The organism is Marnyiella aurantia (genome assembly GCF_014041915.1).
In the GTDB taxonomy this organism is placed as follows: Bacteria; Bacteroidota; Bacteroidia; order Flavobacteriales; family Weeksellaceae; genus Marnyiella; species Marnyiella aurantia.
This window is the reverse complement of the sequence record NZ_CP059472.1, coordinates 2,402,676-2,424,354: the sequence shown is the minus strand read 5'-3', so window position 1 is coordinate 2,424,354 and position 21,679 is coordinate 2,402,676. Positions and strand designations below refer to the sequence as shown.

23 protein-coding genes are annotated in these 21,679 nt (G+C 42.9%); 12 read left to right on the top strand and 11 right to left on the bottom strand.

The features are described from left to right. Nucleotides 1–122: 122 nt before the first annotated feature. A complete protein-coding gene (locus tag H1R16_RS11290; RefSeq protein ID WP_181886445.1) occupies nucleotides 123–905 on the bottom strand; it encodes a TIGR00266 family protein in 783 nt (260 codons plus the stop codon). A 256-nt stretch (nucleotides 906–1,161) separates the two neighbouring features. Between H1R16_RS11290 and H1R16_RS11285 the strand changes: the two genes are divergently transcribed. The 5 genes from H1R16_RS11285 to H1R16_RS11265 all read left to right on the top strand — a co-directional run bounded on the left by H1R16_RS11285 (nucleotide 1,162) and on the right by H1R16_RS11265 (nucleotide 5,537). Next, nucleotides 1,162–1,530 (top strand): PadR family transcriptional regulator, encoded by a 369-nt coding sequence (locus H1R16_RS11285; RefSeq protein ID WP_181886446.1) that lies wholly within the window; start codon nucleotides 1,162–1,164, stop codon nucleotides 1,528–1,530. A 4-nt stretch (nucleotides 1,531–1,534) separates the two neighbouring features. Continuing rightward, on the top strand, nucleotides 1,535–3,202 hold the full coding sequence (locus H1R16_RS11280; RefSeq protein ID WP_181886447.1) for a PspC domain-containing protein: 1,668 nt from the start codon (nucleotides 1,535–1,537) through the stop codon (nucleotides 3,200–3,202). Between the two features lie 304 nt (nucleotides 3,203–3,506). Then, nucleotides 3,507–4,079 (top strand): 1-acyl-sn-glycerol-3-phosphate acyltransferase, encoded by a 573-nt coding sequence (locus H1R16_RS11275; protein ID WP_181886448.1) that lies wholly within the window; start codon nucleotides 3,507–3,509, stop codon nucleotides 4,077–4,079. A gap of 28 nt (nucleotides 4,080–4,107) precedes the next feature. Then, nucleotides 4,108–4,542, top strand: coding sequence for a PaaI family thioesterase (locus H1R16_RS11270; protein ID WP_181886449.1), 435 nt, complete (start codon nucleotides 4,108–4,110; stop codon nucleotides 4,540–4,542). Beyond that, complete coding sequence (locus H1R16_RS11265) at nucleotides 4,542–5,537, top strand: chorismate-binding protein (RefSeq protein ID WP_181886450.1); 996 nt, start codon at nucleotides 4,542–4,544, stop codon at nucleotides 5,535–5,537. Before H1R16_RS11270 ends, H1R16_RS11265 begins: the two co-directional genes overlap by 1 nt. On the opposite strand, the gene H1R16_RS11260 is transcribed toward H1R16_RS11265, so the two are convergent. The 9 genes from H1R16_RS11260 to H1R16_RS11220 form a co-directional block, all read right to left on the bottom strand. Further along, the gene (locus H1R16_RS11260; protein WP_181886451.1) at nucleotides 5,521–5,715 is read right to left on the bottom strand and encodes a hypothetical protein; all 195 of its coding nucleotides are present in this window, start codon (nucleotides 5,713–5,715) and stop codon (nucleotides 5,521–5,523) included. The genes H1R16_RS11265 and H1R16_RS11260 overlap by 17 nt on opposite strands. A gap of 9 nt (nucleotides 5,716–5,724) precedes the next feature. After that, a complete protein-coding gene (locus H1R16_RS11255) occupies nucleotides 5,725–6,321 on the bottom strand; it encodes a MarC family protein (RefSeq protein WP_181886452.1) in 597 nt (198 codons plus the stop codon). A gap of 45 nt (nucleotides 6,322–6,366) precedes the next feature. Further along, on the bottom strand, nucleotides 6,367–8,088 hold the full coding sequence (locus H1R16_RS11250; RefSeq protein ID WP_181886453.1) for a BatD family protein: 1,722 nt from the start codon (nucleotides 8,086–8,088) through the stop codon (nucleotides 6,367–6,369). Then, on the bottom strand, nucleotides 8,088–8,819 hold the full coding sequence (locus H1R16_RS11245) for a tetratricopeptide repeat protein (protein ID WP_181886454.1): 732 nt from the start codon (nucleotides 8,817–8,819) through the stop codon (nucleotides 8,088–8,090). Before H1R16_RS11245 ends, H1R16_RS11250 begins: the two co-directional genes overlap by 1 nt. A 97-nt stretch (nucleotides 8,820–8,916) precedes the next feature. Beyond that, nucleotides 8,917–9,933, bottom strand: coding sequence for a VWA domain-containing protein (locus H1R16_RS11240; protein ID WP_181886455.1), 1,017 nt, complete (start codon nucleotides 9,931–9,933; stop codon nucleotides 8,917–8,919). Beyond that, nucleotides 9,930–10,940 (bottom strand): VWA domain-containing protein, encoded by a 1,011-nt coding sequence (locus H1R16_RS11235; RefSeq protein WP_181886456.1) that lies wholly within the window; start codon nucleotides 10,938–10,940, stop codon nucleotides 9,930–9,932. Before H1R16_RS11235 ends, H1R16_RS11240 begins: the two co-directional genes overlap by 4 nt. Nucleotides 10,941–10,948: 8 nt before the next feature. Continuing rightward, nucleotides 10,949–11,851, bottom strand: a complete 903-nt coding sequence (locus tag H1R16_RS11230) for a BatD family protein (protein ID WP_181886457.1) — start codon at nucleotides 11,849–11,851, stop codon at nucleotides 10,949–10,951. Between the two features lie 18 nt (nucleotides 11,852–11,869). Next, a complete protein-coding gene (locus H1R16_RS11225) occupies nucleotides 11,870–12,733 on the bottom strand; it encodes a DUF58 domain-containing protein (RefSeq protein ID WP_181886458.1) in 864 nt (287 codons plus the stop codon). Between the two features lie 23 nt (nucleotides 12,734–12,756). After that, complete coding sequence (locus H1R16_RS11220; protein WP_181886459.1) at nucleotides 12,757–13,761, bottom strand: AAA family ATPase; 1,005 nt, start codon at nucleotides 13,759–13,761, stop codon at nucleotides 12,757–12,759. 225 nt (nucleotides 13,762–13,986) lie between these two features. On the opposite strand from H1R16_RS11220, the gene H1R16_RS11215 reads away from it, so the two are divergent. The 7 genes from H1R16_RS11215 to H1R16_RS11185 are packed head-to-tail and all read left to right on the top strand — an operon-like array spanning nucleotide 13,987 to nucleotide 21,002. Next, the gene (locus H1R16_RS11215) at nucleotides 13,987–14,457 is read left to right on the top strand and encodes a DinB family protein (RefSeq protein ID WP_181886460.1); all 471 of its coding nucleotides are present in this window, start codon (nucleotides 13,987–13,989) and stop codon (nucleotides 14,455–14,457) included. A 2-nt stretch (nucleotides 14,458–14,459) separates the two neighbouring features. Then, a complete protein-coding gene (rlmB, locus tag H1R16_RS11210) occupies nucleotides 14,460–15,212 on the top strand; it encodes a 23S rRNA (guanosine(2251)-2'-O)-methyltransferase RlmB (protein ID WP_181886461.1) in 753 nt (250 codons plus the stop codon). Nucleotides 15,213–15,249: 37 nt separating this feature from the next. Further along, nucleotides 15,250–15,837 (top strand): hypothetical protein, encoded by a 588-nt coding sequence (locus H1R16_RS11205; protein ID WP_181886462.1) that lies wholly within the window; start codon nucleotides 15,250–15,252, stop codon nucleotides 15,835–15,837. 14 nt (nucleotides 15,838–15,851) lie between these two features. Continuing rightward, nucleotides 15,852–16,907, top strand: a complete 1,056-nt coding sequence (locus tag H1R16_RS11200) for a DUF6263 family protein (RefSeq protein ID WP_181886463.1) — start codon at nucleotides 15,852–15,854, stop codon at nucleotides 16,905–16,907. Nucleotides 16,908–16,913: 6 nt separating this feature from the next. Beyond that, a complete protein-coding gene (locus H1R16_RS11195; protein WP_181886464.1) occupies nucleotides 16,914–17,126 on the top strand; it encodes a hypothetical protein in 213 nt (70 codons plus the stop codon). A gap of 21 nt (nucleotides 17,127–17,147) precedes the next feature. Beyond that, on the top strand, nucleotides 17,148–19,700 hold the full coding sequence (locus tag H1R16_RS11190; protein ID WP_187350423.1) for a glycosyltransferase family protein: 2,553 nt from the start codon (nucleotides 17,148–17,150) through the stop codon (nucleotides 19,698–19,700). 3 nt (nucleotides 19,701–19,703) lie between these two features. Next, complete coding sequence (locus tag H1R16_RS11185) at nucleotides 19,704–21,002, top strand: glycosyltransferase family protein (protein ID WP_181886465.1); 1,299 nt, start codon at nucleotides 19,704–19,706, stop codon at nucleotides 21,000–21,002. 4 nt (nucleotides 21,003–21,006) lie between these two features. On the opposite strand, the gene H1R16_RS11180 is transcribed toward H1R16_RS11185, so the two are convergent. Then, nucleotides 21,007–21,660 (bottom strand): hypothetical protein, encoded by a 654-nt coding sequence (locus H1R16_RS11180; RefSeq protein WP_181886466.1) that lies wholly within the window; start codon nucleotides 21,658–21,660, stop codon nucleotides 21,007–21,009. Nucleotides 21,661–21,679 lie beyond the last annotated feature (19 nt).

Below are 21,679 nucleotides of genomic sequence, written 5' to 3'. Positions count from 1 at the left end.
AAATTTTTATGCAAAAATTTAGCATCCTGATTCGGGCTTTCCAAAGTAATTGAGAGCGGAAATTAAAAATGAAAAAAAGCGGACATTTGTCCGCCCTAAAATTCTGTAAAGTGAATTTTATATTAAAATCCGTCGCCATCCAGAAGGTTACCTAATTTTCCCAAGACACTTCCTTCTTCACCTTTTTTACCGGTACCGAACTGAAGTATACGGGCAGCAAGCCTGGAAATAGGAAGAGTTTGAATCCACACGGTTCCGGGACCCCGCAGTTGAGCAAAGAAAAGTCCTTCGCCACCAAATATTGAATTCTTTATGCCACCCACAAACTGGATGTCATAATCCACCTCTTTTGTAAATGCCACAATACAACCAGTGTCAATCTTGAGAATTTCGCCAGGTTGCAACTGCTTCTCGATTACATGTCCGCCGCTGTGCACAAAACTCATCCCGTCACCCTCCAGTTTCTGCATAATAAAGCCTTCGCCACCGAAAAGGCCTGTACCAAGTTTCTTCTGGAATTCAATACCTACCGATACTCCTTTGGCTGCACACAGAAAACTGTCTTTCTGACAGATTACCCGCCCTCCCAACTGCGACAGGTCCAGCGGAATTATTTTACCTGAATAAGGTGCCGCAAAAGACACCTGCCTCTTTTGGCTGGAAATATTGGTATAAGCCGTCATAAAGAGATTTTCGCCCGTGAGAAGCCGTTTACCGGCTGAAAACAGTTTACCCATAAGGCCTTTCTCGTTACCGTCGCCAAACATGGTTTCCATCTGTATGCCGTCGGTCATCATCATAAAACTGCCGGGCTCGGAAATCACGCTTTCGTTAGGATCCAGTTCAATTTCTACACACTGCATTTCTTCACCGTGTACTTTGTAATCAATTTCGTGGTTGTTCATAGTTTATTTTTAAAGTTTAAAAGTAGTAAAAAACCACTTGGATTCAAATTTTGGCTATAGAAATCAGCATGATTCTGTACGAAACTGTATATCAGAAAAATTTCCATGAAATTTTTTATGTTGATAATCAATACTTTAAATATAATATCTAAAATATTTCACTACTTTGTATTGCATATTACTTAAATAATAACATATCTTTGTATAGTTAAGTTATAACAGATTAGAAGTATTAACCAAATCAACATCAAAATAGATGAATACCGAGAACACGAAAGCGCAGATGCGCAAAGGAATTCTGGAATTCTGCATTTTGAGTCTGATCCATGAGCGTGAAATGTATGTTTCCGATCTTATAGATGAGCTTAAAAAAGGAAGACTGGATGTGGTGGAAGGAACATTGTACCCACTGCTTACCCGACTGAAAAACGGCGAGTTTCTTTCCTACCGTTGGGAAGAATCTACCGGAGGGCCGCCAAGGAAGTACTACCAGATTACTGAAAAGGGAAATCTCTTTCTGGCAGAACTGCTGACTACCTGGCGCGAGCTGAATGAATCTGTAAACCAAATCACAAAAAACAATCCGACAAACGGCACTGAAAATCCGTTTCAAGCAAATTCTTAAAACTATGAACAAGACACTCTCAATTGGACTCGCCGGTTTCTCATTTACGATTGAGGAACACGCCTATATAAAGCTCAGCGATTACCTGGCAGCCCTAAGAAGTTCTCTGGAGCCTACAGAAGCTGACGAAGTGATGCACGATATTGAAATCCGGATGGTGGAAATCTTTAACGAGACTCTGGGTAGAAGAGAAGTTATTAACGATGCTGATGTGGAAAGGGTTATTTTCCAAATTGGCAAGCCTGAAGTTATTGAAGAGCAGGAAGAAGCGTACTATTCTGACTCTAACCAGAAAACCAACCGCAAATCTTTTGGAAATCCAGGTGCCAAACAGCTTTTCCGGGATCCTGAAAGACAAAAAATTGCCGGCGTATGCGCAGGTTTGGCTCACTATACCGGTCTGGACATGACTGCGATGCGGGCAATTTGGCTCGGAATCGCCATCCTTGGTATATTTACAGCAGCAATTTCAACCACATTAATCGTTTTGGTTTATATTATTTTCTGGATCGTTCTGCCAAAAGCTCAGACCGCCGCAGATTTCCTGAAGATGAAAGGTAAACCGATGAATTTTGACAACCTTAAAAATGAATCCAATAAACTGGTACAGTTTGCAAATGAATCCACGCAGCGTGTTGGCGAAATTTACACCGAGAATAAGCCTTATATAAATAATGCCGGAAACGGTATCTGGAACGTAATCCGCTATATACTTGGAGGAATCTTTGGTCTGATCGGACTTTCCATGCTCCTGGCATCAATAAGTGTCTTTGGACTTGCAGGTACCAGCAATATCAATTTCTTTGACAATTTAGGATTTTATCTGCAGGACAGCAATCTTGGATTTCTGGCTCTGGCGCTCGCATTCCTGACGGTTTTCATCCCGGCACTTATCTTCTGCTATCTGGCAATCAAGCTTTTTTCACCAAGAACAAAACTGAACAATACGGGTTACGTAATTGGGGGTCTGGTCCTGATTTGGATTGCACTGGCGGCATTTACCGGCGTGAGCGCAATAAAATTCAACACACAGTATAGCGGAAATAATGACGAAACCGAGAATGTAGCCATAAATTCTACTTCTGATTCAATACTAGTGGATGTGAAGAAAGTGATTATTCCGCAAAATTTCAAATCCTACTGGGATGATGTCTATTCGGACGGGAAAACCATCTACAAGCAGGACTATCCTGATATTCATGTACGCAGGGAAAATGTAGCTGCACCCTATCTGGAAGTGAAGAAAAGAGCAGATGGTTACAATCTGCCCCTTAAAATGAATATTCCTGTTGAGATTGTAGGCAATAAAATTCTGCTTCCAAATTACTACGCTTATCCGTATGAATACCGGTTCCGCGATTACCGTGTAGATTATGAGCTTGTAGTTCCACAAAACATGACTGTAATTGCTATGAATGACGAGCGTGGCTTCTCGCTCAGCGACGATCTGGATAATGATGATGACCAGTATGGCACAACAGTAACCTCTGGGCAGAACAGTATCGTTGTATCTTCGGACAATGCAGATTCCATTATAGTAAACGGTAAAAAAGTTTCAAAGGAGGAAGCAGAACTGATGATAAAAAGGATGAAAATTGACAGCGACAGCGTAAAGGACATTAATATCTCTATAAACGGAGAAAAGAAGGAGGTTTCCATCAAGACCAAATAGAATGTGATTTGGCAACGGGCAGAGTTTTAAGGGCTCCCTGTTCAGTTTTATCTGCCCGTTCCTTATCATTCAGATTATTAATTAAAATTTTAACATCATCTGTTTTTTAGTTATTTAAAATAAAATTGTAAATTCGTTTCACCAAAACCACAAAAAATTTGACCTATGGTACAGCTCGTTTTAGAAATCGTATTTAAGATTGTTTATTTAGTAAGCAGTTTGTTTTAGGAGAGTTAATATTTCAATATATTTGTAAAGTATAGCCTTGCTGGTTATACTTTTTTGTTTTTAAACAATACACTTCATGAAGAAAATTATTGGTGCGCTGGCACTGAAGATGCTGGGTTGGAAAGTGGTTTTGCACGGTGACTCCAAAGTTTTGGAACGCTGTATCCTGGTAATCGCCCCACACACCCACAATATGGAATACATCCTGGGTAACTTCGCTTACTGGGCGCTGGGTAAACCATTAAAAATTATAATTAAGGATTCGCATACCAAAAGCTGGTATGGCGGCATTGTAAAAGCCCTGGGGGGTATTGGTATAGACCGTAGCCAGAAAAACGATTTGGTAAAGTTTGTAGCCAGACTGTTTGAGAAGGAAAATTTCAGTCTTGTAATCACTCCTGAAGGCACAAGAAGCTGGGTACCTAAATGGCGCAAAGGATTTTATTTTATGGCGCTTGAAGCAAAATTGCCAATTGTTTTAGGAGCAGGTGATTTTAAACGCAACACGGTTTATCTGGGCCACACCATACCTTATGAACAACTCTCAAAAATGAGCTATGAGGAAGTCCTGCAACATATTTCAAACTATTACAGAGAGCATGATATTACTCCAAAAATTGCTGAAAACTGGAACCCGGACATCGTCTGATTTTGTGTGAAAACACTTCAAATTCATTATGGAAGAGAGCAAAAGAAAAGAAATCCTGGACAGGCTGAACAACTGGAGCCAGGACAACCTTGGGAAAACCCTGAATATAAAATTTACTGATGTTGATGATGAATCACTAACCGCTGAAATGCCTGTTGAGCCACGTGTTCATCAGCCTTACGGCATCCTTCACGGTGGCGCCAGCGTAGCGTTGGCAGAGACACTTGGATCCTGTCTGTCTGTACTGCATGTAGATATGGAGAAGGTGGCTCCGGTGGGTACAAACATCAACTCCAACCATTTACGGGCTATCCGTACAGGCACAGTAACGGGCAAAGCAACTTTTATAAGGAAAGGAAATACGGTGCATGTTTCCCAGATTGAAATCCGTGATGCGAAAGGCCATCTGATTAATCACACAACCATGACCAATAATATCATTCCGCACAGCAAGCTTTCGTAATGATCTTTTTCAAATTCCCTTTTAAACCTGAAATTTTCTCCGTACAGGGCCCGGCAAAAGAGATTCCTGTACGTTTTGTTTCTTTTGATGAAAAGGAAACCGTAACGTTCAGCGGCATGCTCACTGAAATCTCGGAAGATGACTTTCTAAGGATGGAATTAACAATGGCTGATGAAAAATCCAATGGATATCTTCAGTTTCGGGAAGAAAGCAAAGAGGAATATCAGGGAAAGATTGAGCAGGTCATTACCTTCGTAAAGGAGAATAATATCCCAAAACTGGTGCTTTCCAGGCAAAAATATATGCCTTACCGCAGCCTTTCGGGAAGTGGGGAAATTGATTTCACTAAAAGTTTTCTGAAGCTCTGCTCAAGTTATCCCAATGCATTCGCCTATATCTTTAAGGATGGGGGCAAGAGTTGGATGGGCGCTTTCTCCGAACTACTGGGGCGCTTTAACAAAAATACGTCAGCATTTGAGACTATGAGTCTGGCCGGAACACTGCCGCTGAATGATGAATGGACCGAAAAGGAAATCGAGGAACAAAAGCCGGTTTCGCTTTACATCGCCGATATCCTGAAAAAATACAGTAACACTATCCATATTTCGGAGACTTATGATCATCATTCCGGAAACATAAAGCACCTAAGGACCGATTATAAGGCAATTATAAAGAAAAATGACCTGGATCAGATCATCGCGGACCTTCATCCAACACCTGCAGTGTGCGGCATCCCAAAAGAGTTTTGCCAAAAAGCCATCGCAACATTCGAAAAACATCCGAGGTCCTTATATGCAGGCTATATACGGATTGAAACTGATGAGGAGATACAGTATTTTGTAAACCTGCGCTGCGCCAGTTTCACGGAAAGTGGCGCCCACCTGTATGTAGGTGGCGGAATTAACGCGAAAAGCAATGCGGAAAAAGAATGGCAGGAAACCGAACTGAAAGCCGCCGCCATCCTAAAAAATCTTATAACTACGGACGTGATTTAAGCTTGCTCCAGGTATGCAGCACAAATACCAGCAGAAGTCCTACGATACCGGCAGAAAGCGAGAATACATATTTAAGATTCTCTTCATTCATCAGACCTATTCTCCAGTCAACCGCATAGAGGTTAAAGGCGATAAAAATAGCGAACAGAATCAGGAATATCTTATAATATAGCTGCATGATTATTTATTAAAAATGAACGTAGGTTTGAAATAGCTGTGCAAAGTTAGCGGTAAATAATTTAATGGAGATCGCCAGCAGGATAATTCCGAAAACTTTTTCGACAACCTTAAGCGTTCCGGTTCCTAACTTTCGCTCTATCCAGTTTGCAGATTTCAAAACAACATAGACAAATATTGTGTTGAGTACAATGCCGAAAATAATATTTATATCATGATATTCGGCTTTCAGCGACAGTGTGGTAGTCAGTGTACCCGCTCCTGCAATAAGCGGAAAGGCTATAGGCACAATAGAAGCAGAGGTGGCCTCAGTATTTCGCTGTATCTGCACACCTAAAATCATTTCCAGGGCGATAATGAAAATAACAAAAGCACCTGCGATTGCAAACGAGTTTACATCAACCCCAATGAAATTAAGGATCTTGTTTCCTACAAACAGAAACACAATCATCAGTAAACCCGCGACAATAGCTGCCTTTTCAGCCTCTATCCGGCCAAATTTCTTCTTCAGGCTTACAATGATTGGAATCGATCCGATGATATCAATTACGGCAAAAAGAACCATCGAACAGGTTAGAATCTCTTTCCAGGAAAAATGCTCAAACATTATAAGTGCTTTTAATAATTTCGCAAAAATATGAATAATTTTTATTTATTTCTTAATTTGCGAATATAAATTAACTGCTTCGTCCAATAGTTCACTTATATACTCGTGTGTATGTACAGGCGCATACTTTTCAATCTGTATGCGTTGCCGCATACTTCGGTAGTTTTCAGCAAGTTGCCGACCCCGGGTTTTCTCGAGCATAGTCTTAAATTCTTCATTCGATGCGGCTCCGTAATCCTTACGTAAAGCGGCGTCCATTTCTTCGATGGTCTGGAAGAACCGGTCGTATTGTCCGTCCTCGTTTAGTTGACGGAGATAAGGTTCATATACACCTATATCCGTCAGTTGCCTGGCGCGTATCTCGCTTTCAGTTTCGGCTATGGTTCCCAAATCTTTCCTGCGGTTATTTTCTGAAGCAGCCGCTGCCCTGCGCATCTTTCGGAACAGCAGGAAGCCCAACACTATGGTCAGCATAAGTCCTAAATTAATCCAGACCGTATTCCAGTTCAGCGTTTTTCTTTCTTCAACCCGCAGATTTGTAGTTTTCAGAACGGGACTGTCTACCGTTTCCAAAACAGTATTTGTATAATCATTCACCTTTTCAAGCGGTGTACGGGCGGCCAAAATTTCGTTATGCGTAAGTGCCTCCAACAGCACCTCCCGACTGCCCAAATCAACATACTTTCCTGTTTGGGGATTAAAATATGAAAATGGATCGGTAAGCACCTTTATAGGACCTGCTTTCTGAGGAATTATCAGATAGTCGGCAGTTACTTCACCTGTAACTCCTGCTCGTGAGGCTTTGGTATTGGTTATGACCTTTGGCGTATAAAACCGGTAGTCTACAGATTCCTTAATCCGCGGAAAGGTCATATTATCAAAGTTGCCCTCGCCACGCACTTTAAGGGAAACTTTAACAGGCTTATCCACCTCGGCTTTTTCGCCGGGGTGCGACAGCAATACCTCAAAATTACCTACCGCATCTTTAAAACCTGCGGGCGCACTGGCAGGCAGACTTTTCACCTTGATTTTGGATTTATTGGAGAGTATCTTACTTTTTTCAGACGAGAGGTTTGCGGTCACAGGCTTGATATCCAGCCTGCCTGATTCGGAAGGATAAACCAGAAAGACAGCCAAAACCTGACTGGATATATTACCCGCAGGTTCAATTTCAGACCTTGCCGAGCTGATCTGCCGCACGGTCAGATTATCCTGGTCCGGAAATGATATATTACGGACTTTACGGAAACTGTTCAGGTTCCTGGAATACGCACGCAGTACAGCAACGGTAGGCTGATTTTTGTATACCTCATTGCCTTCAAATTCTACATTCAGATAAATATCACTGAAGGTTTTATCGGCAATCACCTTCTTTTCGGTTTCACTTACAAAAATATCGAAAGGCTCAGTGTGGTAAAGTTTATCATTAACGATCACAGAAGCCGATCCGATCTTGAGTTTTCCGGATTTCTTAGGTTTAAGGACATACTGATAAAGTGTCCGGTTTACGCGGAAACCCGTTTTGGAGTCAATTAAAGTATTCTGTTCGGACCCGCTGGCTACCACTTCGAACCTGGAGGTATCGAACATCCGCAGCGGAGTCTGCTGTATCATATCCTTACCGGCAACTTCCAGCAGAATATTCACTACTATTGGATCGTCATCGCGAAAATCCCGGTCGTTTTTATCTGTTGTAACCACCAGGTTAACCTGCGCATAGGAAAATGCGGCTGCTAAAATAAAAAGTATGGGATATAATCTACTCATTACCAATCCTTCTCGTTGCTCTCGGGCATCGAGTACGAATCCTTATTCAGAATTTTCTTCGCAGTTTCTCTTTCTTTTTCTGAAACCCGGTTAAGGATGGCATCCTGCATGCCCTTGGGCAACGCACCATTATTATTATCTTTATTCTGGTTAGGGTTGCTTCCGCTTTTGTCATTACCCTCATTGTCCGGACCGCTTCCGGAGCCCTGCTGTCCATCCTTCTTTTCATTGCCCTGGCCGGACTGATCCTGCTTTTTATTACCTTCACCACCGCCACCCTGGTTCTGCTTATTCTCCTGCTCTTTCAGTTTGGCTATTTCATAGTTTTTACGGGTCTGTTCGTTGCGCGGTTCCTGCTTCAGTGACTGTTTATAGAACTCTGCTGCCTTTTCAGGTTTATTTAACTGCATATAAGCGTTTCCGATGTTGTGAAGAGCAGCTGCCTTGTCCGGTAAGTTCTGTGAAAGTTCGCTGGCCTTAGTATATTGGGTGATAGCCTCTTCATATTTCTTACTGCGGTAAAGAGCATTACCCAAATTATAATAACCTGTATAATCCTTACTGTCAGTTTTTATAGCTTCCAGATAGGAAGATGCAGCAACTTCATACTTATTCTGTTCATACAGCCGGTTCCCTTCATGCACCAAAGCATTATAACTTTTCTGGGCAGAAACCAAGGTTCCGCAGAAAAGAAGAGTAAACATGGTGATAATGAAGGTACTGGATTGCATTCTACAAAAATATCCCTTTATCTGTTAATAAATTGCCCCGCTTGCGTTAAAGTTAGGTTAAAAGGGCTTTCAGGGCTGTTTTTAACAAAATCCGGACCTAAATATTGAGATCGCGCTTAGGGTTAAGCAGAAAAATTAAACAGAAGAAAAAAAGGCTGATTGCAAGGAAATATTGATAGTAAAGGACTGAGTTCTGTGACCGAACCATGGTGGCGGAGCTGGAACCACTTCTGCTCAGCGCATCAATAATCTGTTCTGAGGCGTCTTCCAGATTATTGCCGTCTATAAAAGTACCACCGGTGCCTGAAGCTATTTTTTCCAATGCGCGGGTCTGACGCTGCGAAAGTACGGCCTGACCGTTGCGGTCGGTCTTATACCCCATCAGCTGTCCGAAGATATACTCGGGCACAGGTGCGCCCTGCTCAGTTCCAATGCCTACTGAAATTATAGTGATACCTTCATTTTTTGCCAACCTGATAGCTCGTTCTTCATTACCCTCATTATCTTCACCATCGCTTATAAGAATTGCTTTGCGGGAGCCCTTTGGAATGTTTTTGAACTTGCGGGCCGTCTCCTGAACAGCTTTCAGAAAATCGGTACCCTGAATCTTCATCATTCCTGTTTCGATACCGCCTATATACGTTTCTGCTGCCGAATAATCCGTGGTCAGCGGCATAATTGAAGTAGCCTCACCTGCGAAAACCACGATGCCCACCCGGTCATTCGTCATTTTCTCCATACTTCGGATCATTATATTCCGGGCCAGTACAAGCCTGTTAGGCAAAACATCTTCCGCATTCATGGAATTGGAAACATCCAGGAGAAACATTACGTTGTTCAAATTCTGTTTGGTTTCTACCTCTTCACTGCCGCCGCGTACATCTATAGCCGCTAACAAAAGGAACGTCACGGCTGCAATATAAAAAGCAGGGAAAAACCGCCTGAAACCTGAAGAGGATTGAAAAAGAGTTTCATGAAAGCGCGATTCTGCAAAACGTTGCTTAGCCCGATGCCTCCATTTCATAAAGCCAAAAAGCATAAGCAGCAACACCGGCAACAGCAGCAGCCAGACTAAATACCAATAGTTCCCTATACTAAGGTCCGTTAAATTCATGCCTGATTAAACATTTTATATTGCCACCAGCGTAGCATTGCGTCCACCAGAAGTAAACCAAGGGCAAACCACAGGAAATATATGTAGAACTCCGTATAATTATACAGTTTAGCAGCCTGATTTTCAGATTTCTCCAACTGGTTGATCTCATTATATACATTTTTCAGGGATTCGGTGGATGTAGCCCTGAAATATTTGCCGCCGGTAGCTACCGCAACCTCACGAAGCATTTCTTCATCAATCCTTACCTCTGTTTCTGTAAACACCAGGTCCCCAAAAATATCGGTCCCTGTTGGCATGAGTGCAAAACCATTCGTTCCTATTCCTACGGAATACACCTTGATTCCTGCTCCTTTTGCCAACTGCGCGGCGAGCAGCGGGTTCATTGCATTTGGAATGGTATTCACGCCGTCCGTCATCAGGATGATTACTTTACTTTTAGCCCGGCTGTCCTTCAGGTGATTTACTGCAACCGACAGACCTTCACCAATTGCCGTTCCGGGTTCCAGTTCCAGCGGGTTTAGTACTGACAGTTCATCGATGACCACCTGATGATCGCTGGTAACAGGCACTTTAGTAAATGCCTCACCGGAATAGGTCACGAGGCCCAGCCGGTCATTTGGACGTTGCCCTACAAACTGGATGGCGATTTTCTGAAGCGCGGTAAGGCGGTCGGGCTCCAGGTCCCGGGCCAACATACTCAGTGACACATCTACGGAGAGCATGATATCAATTCCCTTGGTTTCATCGCGGTCCTGCGAAACCGTGAAAGTGCGTGGACGTGCAAGTGCAATAATAATCGCAGAAAGGATTAGGTATTTAAAGAACTTCAGCAGGAAAAACACAAATTTATGTCCACCGGTTTCTTGCATCCGAACAGTAGAGGGCACGGCGGTTCCCTGTTTTGGGCCCGAACGAATATCCCGGATGATCAGCGGGATAAAGATCAGAAACAGCAGGAAAAAGTAAGGGCTGTAAAATTCGAAATTAAAAAAGTTGAAGTCCATAGTAATTATCAAACTCCCGATCTTAACTGTTCTGTTTCCAGGTCCCGGGTAGACCTCTTCACAAACTCGCGGATATCATTAAAATCCTTTTCCATCACTTCTCTGTCGGGGAATGTTTTGGCAAATTTCACCAGGTCACCACGTAAAAATACATCTTCAACAACCGCCTCATTCTCCGGAGAAATGCTGTTCGTTCGTTTCATCACCTCAATAAGGTCGTCTGTAAGAAGCACATCTGCGGGAATTGAATATTGCCTGCTGATGAAGTTACGGGTAATGTCAATAAGTTCAACATAGTAAGACCTGTAATCGCCTTTCTCTATAAATTTCTTTTTCCTTAAATCATCCAGTTCGCGCATGGCCCTGTTCGTCCTTACCTGGGGTGAATTTTTCCTGGCCGCGGCATATCTCCTGAGAACGATAATCATAATAAGCAGTGCGAGAAAGACAAGTATCCCGATAATATACCATTTGTACATTGCCCAATAGTCCAGAGCATCCAGCCTGACTTCTTTATTATTTCTGATATCGTTAATTACATCCCCTTTCTGGGCTGTATTTACGACCTTAATTTCGTAGGGAACCGTTTTCTGTACACTTCCGTCAATATTGAATTCCAATGCAGGAACCGTATATGTTCCCTCCTCAAACACAGTAAACTGTATAATCCTTTCATACTGCTCCGCTGAGACGGCTATGGAATCTGAAATTTCTTCGAAATGAAAGGGCAACAGTTCATTTTTTGGAGCCGATTTCACAACTTTACCCTGCAGCCCGGATATATAAACCGTATAAGTTCCGATTTCGCCAAGAGCAAGGGTTTCCTTATCCACCTTAGAACCTAAGGTCTGCGAATGCATGGTTGCACCCAGGATAAGAAGTATAAAGAAAAAAGCTTTGTTAAAAATCATATTCAGAAAATGAATCTACTATTTATTTCGGAAATATTGGTAAAGGTGTTTGGAGTAATCTTCACCCGTATTCATGTTAATGAATCCTGCAGAGGCATTTATAAAGTCCTGCTGGACCTGCCGCTGCCATTGCTGCTGTGATTCGGCAAACTCATATCTCCACCTTTTACTGGAAGTGTTGCCCCAAACCTGGCGCCCGCTTTCAGCATCACGAAAGAGGGCGTAGCCAACATCAGGGATTTCTATATCCTTATCATCGTAAACCCGTATACCCAGCATCTGATGTTTCCGCGCCGCAATCTTAAGCGTCCTGGAATCGTAACCGTCATTGAAATCAGAAAAAAGGAAAACGAGTGATTTTCTTTTGAAAATACCCAGCATATACTGCAGGGCACTGTTCAAATCTGATGCTGCGGGTACATAATCAGCAGTAAGAATATTGGAGATTATTGCTAAAATATGCTTCCGCCCTTTCTGAGGCGGAATAACTTTATAAACCTTGTCGGCAAAGAGTATCAGCCCAACCTTGTCATTATTGCCAGCTGCCGAAAACCCCAAACTGGCCGCAATTTCGGCAACAAATTCTTTTTTTAGCTGAGTTTTAGTGCCATAATTCATTGATGCCGAAATATCCACAAGCAGCATCATAGTAAGCTCACGTTCTTCCTCCATCACCTTTACGAAAGGCTCACGAAAACGCGCTGTTTTGTTCCAGTCTATTCTTCGGATCTCATCGCCGTACTGATATGGCCTTACCTCCGAAAAAGTCATTCCCTGACCTTTAAATGCGCTGTGATACTGGCCCATAAGCGTAGCTTCAGACTTTTTCCGCGTCCGTATTTCAATCTGCTTTACCTTTCGTATGATATCTCTTATCTGCACGATTTAGAACAAATATTTCAGAATTAGGGAGCCTGAATTCTGGCTAAAATGCGGTCCACCACTTCATCCGCAGTTACCTCTTCTGCTTCAGCCTCAAAGCTGAGACCGATCCTGTGACGCAAAATATCCTTAGCCACATCCTTAACATCTTCAGGAATTACAAAGGCCCGGTTTTTCAGGAATGCCATGGCACGCGAAGCAATGGCCAGGTTAATGGAAGCACGCGGTGATGCCCCAAAACTGATAAAATTCTTTAGATCAGCCAGACCGTATTTTTCCGGATAACGTGTTGCAAAGACCATATCCAGAATATATTTTTCAATTTTTTCGTCCAGATAAATCTGGTTAATCAGGTTTTTGGCCTCAACAATAGTATTCAGTGAAATTACAGGCCGGATCACAGGCTGATGCGAAGAGGCTACCATTTTCATAATAAGCCTTTCATCTTCCAACGATGGATAGTCTATTCGGCATTTCAGCATAAAACGGTCGCTTTGTGCTTCGGGCAGGATGTAAGTACCTTCCTGGTCAATAGGATTCTGGGTGGCTAGCACTAAAAAAGGTTTTGGCAATGGCATCGTTTCGTCACCGATGGTGACCTGCTTTTCCTGCATGGCTTCCAGCAAAGCCGACTGCACCTTGGATGGTGCACGGTTAATCTCATCAGCCAGAACAAAATTAGCAAATATGGGCCCCCGTTTAATCGAGAAGTCATTTTCCTTAATATTGTAGATTTGAGTACCGATTACATCGGCCGGAAGTAGATCCGGAGTAAACTGAATCCTGGAGAATTCGCCCTGAACAGCATCGGCAAGGGTTTTAATCGCCAGGGTTTTGGCTAAACCGGGAACGCCTTCCAGCAGCACATGACCATTGCCCAGCAAGCCGATCAGCAGACGGTCTACCATATACTCCTGCCCTATAATAGCCTTATTGATTTCCTGTTTCAATAATGAGAAAAAGTAATTCTGTTCCCTTACTCGTTCAGTTAATTGCTTTATATCCTCTGCCTGATGTAATTCTGACATGTTTATTTAATATTTGACGGTAAATTTCAGATAATTCCCCACACCAATCAACACAATCAATGCCAGCTACAAGTTAAAGTTTGTTAATCTTTAGAGGCTTGCGGTCCTACTGCTTCAATTCCAAGCGGTTTGATGTTTGGAAGCCTGCAAAATAACGATTGCAAGCATCAATACAATTGTGATTTCACTTTAATACACTATTTTTGACAATTAAAGTAAACGCAGATGAACTATCACTTTCAGGCTCACCGCCAGGTACGGAACAACCTGCTTGTAATCCTGCAGGAAACCTCTGTACAGGACCTCACACTGATTCCGGATGGATTTAACAATAACATCTACTGGAATATTGCGCACACGGTGGCGACCCAGCAGTTATTATGCTACTATCTGAGTGGAAATCCATTTAGGATTGATAAATACTGGATTGAAAACTACAAAAAGGGAACCCTTCCTAATATGGATGTCCAGCAATCCGAGGTGGAAGATTTGGCATTCCTTCTCACAGAGACTTCCAGGATTATGATGAAGGACTATGATGCAGATTTTTTCTCGGATTACACACCTTATACAACGAGTTTTGGTCTGGATCTAAAAAACATTCAGGATGCCATTATCTTTAATAATATGCACGAAAGTCTCCACTACGGTTACATTATGGCCCAGAAGCGCGCCATTTTAGGAGAAAAATTTTAGTTATGACAGATAAGAAAGACGATTTTATATTTGGCCTGAGGCCCGTTATTGAGGCCATTGAAGCCGGTAAAACCATAGATAAGATATTTATGCAGAACGCGCTTCAGGGCGAAATTTACCACGAACTGAAGCAGTTGCTGGCCAAGCACAAAATCAGGCCGAACTATGTTCCTGTAGAAAAACTGAACCGTTTTACACGGAAGAACCACCAGGGCGTGGTGGCATTTATCTCTGATGTGCCCTTTGAAACAATTCAAGATGTTCTGCCACAGCTTTTTGAGGAGGGCAAGACTCCTTTCCTGCTGATCCTGGACCGACTTACAGATGTCCGTAACTTTGGAGCCATCTGCCGCACCGCAGAATGTGTAGGTATTGATGCCATCATTCTTCCTGAAAAAGGTGCGGCGCCAATTAATTCAGACGCCATAAAGACCTCTGCAGGAGCCATTTACAATATCAGGATTTGTAAGGAGAAAAACCTGGCTCATGCAGTAGATTTCCTGCAGCAATCCGGGGTAATGGTATATGCAGCAACAGAAAAAGCTGAAAAACTGGTATACGAGGCAGACTTTTCTGTGCCTTGCGCCGTTGTAATGGGTAACGAAGAAACCGGTATTTCCAAAGAAGTGCTTCATCATTCGGATGAAAAAATTAAATTGCCCATCGGGGGTAAGACGCAATCGCTGAATGTTTCTGTAGCCTGTGGTGCCATCCTGTATGAGGCAGTAAGGCAGAAACTGGTTTCAGAAATCTGATAAGCAATAACTGTCAACCCGGACTAATTAAATAACAATGAGAAACCACCTAAAATTACTCTTAACTGCAGGCTTGTTTACTGTTAGCTTTCTGTGTACGGCGCAGATGAGCACCGGGGAGGATCCAACAAAAATAAAAAGCAGAGGATATTCGAAAACGGCGAATCCCTTCACACATTATCTTTATAATAATGGTTTCCGCGATTATTCTGTTACAAAAATTGAAACCAAAACTGAGACGGAAACCAAAAGTTATAATGAGCTTCGCTTCCACAGTGTTTATTCTCAAAACTATACCAAAATACTGATGTTTAACGGTTTTGGACAGTGGGACCGTGCAATGGAGTCCACCGGTAACAATTACACTTTGGTATGGCGCGACGTGAAACTTTTGCTTGGTTCAGCAGAAAAATTTACCGTATTTACGAACGGTGTACGCAGTTTCCGGTATATGTATGCAGCAGTAAATGTTTTTGATTCCGAAAACCGCGATTGCCTGGCAGAAGGACATCCAATGCGAGAAAAACTGATAAAGCACTTTTCAGAAAAGATCTGGACGCTGGGCGACGGCAAGGCATTTGATGAGGCCTGGAGCCGCTACCTGCTTGCACAAAAAGACAATTAAATACTATCAATTATATGAAAAACATCGTAACCCTTGCGCTTATAACTGCAGCGCTGGTTGCCTGTAAAAAGGAAAGCAAAACAATCACTAAAATAGACCCCACAACAGGCGACACTGTCCGCATTGAGGTAAATGCCGAGGACTCTGCGAAAGTGGCCAAAGAGATGGCAGCCATGGCAGCGATCAAGGACTCAGCTGGTGTCTACAGTCAGACCCTGAAACTGGAGCAGGGTAAAACCTATCCCTTCATCACCCAGCAAAAAGACGTAGCTACTTCCACTATGCCTGATGGTAAATCACAAAGCATGACCCGTGAAAATACGGACGAGATAAGCTTTACGGTAAACAGCCTAAAGGACAAGGTATATGACCTGACCATCAATTTCGTTTCCAAGAAGACATCACAATCCGCGCAGGGTCAGACACAGACAGTAGATACCAAGGCTGCCGCTCCGAAAGATGAAGCGCTGAAAAACAGATGGGTTATTGATAAGGCCATGACCGGCAACAAACTCAATATGAAGATTGATGAAAGGGGTAAGATTTTATCAATTACAGGTTTCGAACCTATATACGCAAAGTTCTCGACCACGGTTAACGGACTTACTAAAGACGCCAATGAAAGAAAGGCAATCCTGGAACAGCTTAAAGCTTCCTTCAATGAAGAGGTCCTGAGAGACCAGTTCTCCAAAAACATCTTCATCATGCCTAAAAAAGGCGCAAAAATAGGAGAAAGATGGACTGTTTCAGAAAATGCTTCACCAGACGGTAAAGTTAAGATCGTTTCCAACTACACTCTGAAAAGCGTGAAAGACGGCGTGGCTGAAATTACAGTTTCCGGCGGAATACCAAAGCAGCAGCAGAAGGAAACACAGGGCGGAATCACCCAGTCTCTGAGCTCCGAGCTTTCACAAAACGGTAACTACCGGTTCGATGTGAACTCAGGCTGGATCCTTGGACAGAACATCAATGTGAAGACCGCGCAGAGCCAAACTTTCAGCGACGGTAAAAAATCGGAGACCATGAAAAACACGACCAATTCCAACGTAATTGTAAATCCGGGTAAATAAGAGTTCATGAAATTCATTCTTTTAACGATATTAAGCACCATTATCATCTTTTTTGTGTGGAACATCATGAAGAAGATTTTTTTCACCAAATTTTACGGCAACCTTCCACCACGACCTGATGCTTCTACTGCCAAAAGAGGAAAAGTGGAGCAAAAAGTGAAGTGGGATGCGGAAACTGTGGATTATGAAGAGGTGAAGGATAAGGAATCAAACAACTGATTTATTTGATAATTAGAGATAATGGCCAAGAATAAAAACATCATTTACATTGCAGCCTGTCTGGTGCTTTTCATCATATTGGGACTTCTGTATGCCAATCCTGTACTTTCGGGCAAGCAGCTTTTCCAGCATGATATCGTACAGTACAAAGGTGGCGCAAAGGAACTTCTGGACCACCGTGATCAGCATGGCGAAGAGACGTACTGGAGCGACAGTATGTTCGGCGGCATGCCTACCTATCAGATGGGATCGCAGTTCCGCGGCGATATCATCAAACAGGTGGACAATATTCTGATGTTCCTGCCCAAGCCGGTTAATTATCTCTTCCTCCTTTTTTCCGGGTTTTTCCTTCTCGGAATGGTAACTGTCCGGAACTGGAAATACGCGCTTCTTGGCTCACTGTTCTTTGGCCTTTCAACTTATTTCTACATTATCATCGCTGCCGGACACAACGGTAAGGTGCATACAATTGCTTATTTTGCGCCGTTACTGGCCGGAATCTTACTGGTTTACATCCGAAGGAAATACATAATAGGCTTTATTGTAACTGCCCTGTTTATGGGACTTCAGATGGCTGCCAACCATCCGCAGATGACGTATTACCTCTTTATCGCGCTGGGCTTCCTGTTTCTTTCTGAACTAATCCGTGCTGCGATGGGCAAAACTGACTGGAAACATTTCGGTATTTCTACCGGCGTTCTTGCACTGGCATTTGGGTTAGGTGTGGGAATGAACTCACAGCGAATCATGGCCAATGCTGAATACGTAACCGAAACCGTAAGAGGAAAGCAAATCCTTACCCACGAAACTCATTCTGCGGACAAGTCCGGAATGGATAAGGAAAGTATGCTGATGTGGAGTTACGGCAAACTGGAAACTTTCAACCTCTTCATTCCGAGGCTGATGGGCGGAGGAAGCAATGAACAGGAAGGCGAAAAAATGATGGGCGAAATCCAGCAACTCGTGCAGGACAATGCCCGCTCGCAGGCCGAGGTAGATAATATTGTTAAAGGACTAACTAGTGCCACCTATTGGGGCGAGCAGCCCGGTACTTCCGGACCGGCTTATCAGGGTGCTATCGTGATTTTTCTGGCTGTACTCGGATTTTTCTTTGCCTGGAAGAAATACCGTTACTGGATATTTGGTGCTTCGGTACTTACCATTATGCTGGCCTGGGGCAGCAATTTCATGATTCTTTCGGATCTTTTTATAGACCTGGTTCCGTTCTATAATAAATTCAGGGCGCCGTCTTCAATCCTTGTGGTAGTGGAACTTTTGTTCCCACTTATTGCTATCATTGGATTATACCGATTTTTTAAAGATGAAGAACTGGATGAAGAGTACAAAAAGAAAATCCTTACAACTGTAAGCGGCGTGGTACTGGGAAGTCTTGCTTTGCTGTTGGTGTTCGGAAAATCCGTTTTAGGTTTCCATACAGCTACTGAGAAAACATACCTTCCACCCTATCTGCTGGATTATCTGGTTGATGAAAGATTCAAAATGTTCCGTGCCGACGCTCTGAAAGCACTTTTATACGTGGGCATTTGCGCCGGCGTGCTGTTCCTTTCATTAAAGAAAAAACTCAGACAGAATATCGCGCTGATTGTTATCGGAGCCGTAAGTATGCTGGATCTGTGGAGTGTGAATACGCGCTACCTGAACAGTGAGAATTTTGTTGATGCGGCTTTCGCCGAAAATCCTTTCCAGACAGAAGTTTCTGAACTTATGGTTGAAAAAGTGGGCGATAACCGTGAGCTTCAGTCCTTGCTTATGAATGCGAACGTTAACAAAACTTTGGAAACCATCGCCGAAAGAGACAAGGGACATTACCGAATTTACAACCAGACCATCAATCCCTTTGGCGAGACCAATACTTCTTACTTCAAAGCGTCCGTGGGAGGATATCATGCCGTAAAACTCCGCCGTTATGATGATCTTATCGGTGAATATTTCAGCAAAATGGATACGGTAAGAATCCCCAGGATCCTGAATATGCTGAACACCAAGTATATGATCTTTGGCGACACCCAGAATCCGGAAGCAGTTCCAAATCCGCAGGCCAACGGGAATGCCTGGTTTGTATCTGATGTAAAATTTGTGAATACACCCAACGAGGAGATCAAGCTTATTGGTGAAGTAAATACCAAACATACCGCTGTTATTGCAGCTGCAGACCGTAAGTACTTTGACGGAAAACCTTTAGCGGCCGACAGTACCGGAATTCTTAAACTCACAGGTTACCGTGCCGATGCTCTGGAGTTCCGAACCGAGAGCAAGACGCCACAACTGGCCGTTTTCTCCGAGATCTATTATCCGAAAGGCTGGAAAATGTTTATCGATGAAAAAGAGGTTCCATACATCAAAGCCAATTACCTGCTGAGGGCGGTTTACGTTCCCGCTGGAGTTCATACAGTACGTATGGTTTTTGAACCGGAGGTTATCCAAACTGGTAAAATCGTTTCAATGATATGTTTTGGACTGTTCCTCCTGTTAAGTATTGGCGGAATATACTTTCTTTACAGAAATAAGAGCGCTGGAGAAATTGTAGATGATGAAAAAACTGTAAATCAGTAAATTTTGGACGACAAAAAAGTTCTCATAATCACCTATTACTGGCCACCCGCCGGTGGTCCGGGTGTGCAGCGCTGGCTAAAGTTCGCAAAATACTTACCTGAAAACGGCTGGACACCTACTGTTTTTACGCCTGAAAATCCCAGCTATCCGATTATTGACGACACACTGGCAGATGAAGTTTCTAAGGATCTGGAGATAATAAGAACCAAAATCTGGGAACCTTACCAGCTGGCAGAGATCTTCGGTAAGGACAATAAAAAATTTAAAGCCGGCCAGTTCGACGTGGGCAAAAACCAGAACTGGAAGTCCAAACTCTCCATCTGGGTCAGAGGAAATTTCTTTATTCCGGATGCACGTGTTTTCTGGGTAAAACCTTCGGTAAAATACCTGAAGAAATATCTGAAAGAAAATCATTTTGACGCAATAGTTACCACCGGACCACCCCACTCACTGCACCTGATTGGACTCGAGCTGAAAAAAACATTTCCGAAACTGACATGGATTGCGGATTTCCGCGACCCCTGGACCGAAATTTCCTATTATAAACATCTTAAACTTACCGAAGCAGCAGATAAAAAGCACAGCAAACTTGAAAAACAGGTTTTTGAAGGTGCTGACCTCACCTTGGCTACCAGCTATACCGATGCTGAGAATTTCAGAAAAAACGGCGCCAACGCATTCTGTATCACCAATGGTTTTGATGGGATGGCAAAGGGTAATAGAGCACGAAACCAGAATTTCACACTGAGTTATATCGGTGTTTTGGAGCAGTTGAGGAATCCTGAAATACTTTGGGATGTTTTGGAAGATCTTGTGAAATCTGATTCCGAATTCAGATCCAATTTTGAACTGAAATTTGTAGGCCGAATTGATGATAAGATACTCTCAAACATCGCCACTCTGGAACTCAATAAATATGTACGGAACTTTGGCTATATTAATCACGCTGCCTCGCAGCAGGAAATGCAGACCTCACACTTGCTGCTTATCACCAATTTTCCGAACGATCAGTCACAGGGAATTATTCCGGGAAAAATATTTGAATATCTGGCCACAGGAAACAGCATACTTTCTTTTGGACCAAAAGAAAGCGATGTAAGAAGCATACTGACTGAAACCGGCGCCGGCAGCCATTTTTCTTATGATGTTACACATGAGGAAATTAAAACTTTTGTCCTGACTGAGTTCTCAAAATGGAAGAACGGAGAAGTATCTGTTATAAACCGTGATGTATCTAAATTCTCCAGAAAAAATCTCACAACCAAGTTGGCTGAGTTACTGAAGAACGAAACTCAAAAGTAAAAAGTCAGATGGTCCATTCATCGTTAATTACGGCCACCAGATAATATCTGCCGTTGAACTCCTCGAAAACTAGCCGCAGTGCATTCCAGTCCATGCCGCCGTATTTTTGTGAACCCTCAATATAATTTTCAGTAAAATTAAGAGCCGGATAAATTTCCTTCAGGTTATTAAGTGAGTTCCCAGTTCCGCGGAATGTATTTTCGTAATACGTGCCAGTTGCGAAATCTCGTTTATAAACCCATTTATCAAGATAAGTCTTGAGCGTAGCTACATATAGGTCACCGCTCCCGTCTTTTTCGCCAAAAGTAAATTTCACTTCAGTATTGATGTACCTGCGGTAATCGGCTAAACTGAAAACTTTGTCTTTATCAGGTCTCACATAAGCATACATTGTAAACCGGACCCCTTTCTCGGGATGAATATATGAGCCGAGTTCCCAATAATCTTTCTGTTGAAGAATATTCAAGATCCTGTCATTCGCACTCTTAATGGAACTGGCTGACTGAATTTCAGCAGTTTCATTCTCGCGCAGGTTTAAGGTGTCTGATTTTGCAATCGCTGGGTCACCAACTGTTTGCACAGTTCCGGATGCTGCAGCTTCTTTTTCGCAGCTGATCAGCATGAATACGCCAATTATAGGCATTAACAGCTTTTTCATAGGGTTAGGTATGCAAAAA

Bases quoted from the DNA above. Each gene is read 5' to 3' on its own strand.
- H1R16_RS11205 (WP_181886462.1), top strand. From the start codon at position 15,250: ATGAGAAACCACCTAAAATTACTCTTAACTGCAGGCTTGTTTACTGTT.
- H1R16_RS11195 (WP_181886464.1), top strand. From the start codon at position 16,914: ATGAAATTCATTCTTTTAACGATATTAAGCACCATTATCATCTTTTTT.
- H1R16_RS11245 (WP_181886454.1), bottom strand. From the start codon at position 8,819: ATGCAATCCAGTACCTTCATTATCACCATGTTTACTCTTCTTTTCTGC.
- H1R16_RS11285 (WP_181886446.1), top strand. From the start codon at position 1,162: ATGAATACCGAGAACACGAAAGCGCAGATGCGCAAAGGAATTCTGGAA.
- H1R16_RS11190 (WP_187350423.1), top strand. From the start codon at position 17,148: ATGGCCAAGAATAAAAACATCATTTACATTGCAGCCTGTCTGGTGCTT.
- H1R16_RS11220 (WP_181886459.1), bottom strand. From the start codon at position 13,761: ATGTCAGAATTACATCAGGCAGAGGATATAAAGCAATTAACTGAACGA.
- rlmB (WP_181886461.1), top strand. From the start codon at position 14,460: ATGACAGATAAGAAAGACGATTTTATATTTGGCCTGAGGCCCGTTATT.
- H1R16_RS11260 (WP_181886451.1), bottom strand. From the start codon at position 5,715: ATGCAGCTATATTATAAGATATTCCTGATTCTGTTCGCTATTTTTATC.
- H1R16_RS11240 (WP_181886455.1), bottom strand. From the start codon at position 9,933: ATGAATTTAACGGACCTTAGTATAGGGAACTATTGGTATTTAGTCTGG.
- H1R16_RS11230 (WP_181886457.1), bottom strand. From the start codon at position 11,851: ATGATTTTTAACAAAGCTTTTTTCTTTATACTTCTTATCCTGGGTGCA.
- H1R16_RS11235 (WP_181886456.1), bottom strand. From the start codon at position 10,940: ATGGACTTCAACTTTTTTAATTTCGAATTTTACAGCCCTTACTTTTTC.
- H1R16_RS11255 (WP_181886452.1), bottom strand. From the start codon at position 6,321: ATGTTTGAGCATTTTTCCTGGAAAGAGATTCTAACCTGTTCGATGGTT.
- H1R16_RS11215 (WP_181886460.1), top strand. From the start codon at position 13,987: ATGAACTATCACTTTCAGGCTCACCGCCAGGTACGGAACAACCTGCTT.
- H1R16_RS11180 (WP_181886466.1), bottom strand. From the start codon at position 21,660: ATGAAAAAGCTGTTAATGCCTATAATTGGCGTATTCATGCTGATCAGC.
- H1R16_RS11290 (WP_181886445.1), bottom strand. From the start codon at position 905: ATGAACAACCACGAAATTGATTACAAAGTACACGGTGAAGAAATGCAG.
- H1R16_RS11280 (WP_181886447.1), top strand. From the start codon at position 1,535: ATGAACAAGACACTCTCAATTGGACTCGCCGGTTTCTCATTTACGATT.
- H1R16_RS11250 (WP_181886453.1), bottom strand. From the start codon at position 8,088: ATGAGTAGATTATATCCCATACTTTTTATTTTAGCAGCCGCATTTTCC.
- H1R16_RS11270 (WP_181886449.1), top strand. From the start codon at position 4,108: ATGGAAGAGAGCAAAAGAAAAGAAATCCTGGACAGGCTGAACAACTGG.
- H1R16_RS11200 (WP_181886463.1), top strand. From the start codon at position 15,852: ATGAAAAACATCGTAACCCTTGCGCTTATAACTGCAGCGCTGGTTGCC.
- H1R16_RS11265 (WP_181886450.1), top strand. From the start codon at position 4,542: ATGATCTTTTTCAAATTCCCTTTTAAACCTGAAATTTTCTCCGTACAG.
- H1R16_RS11275 (WP_181886448.1), top strand. From the start codon at position 3,507: ATGAAGAAAATTATTGGTGCGCTGGCACTGAAGATGCTGGGTTGGAAA.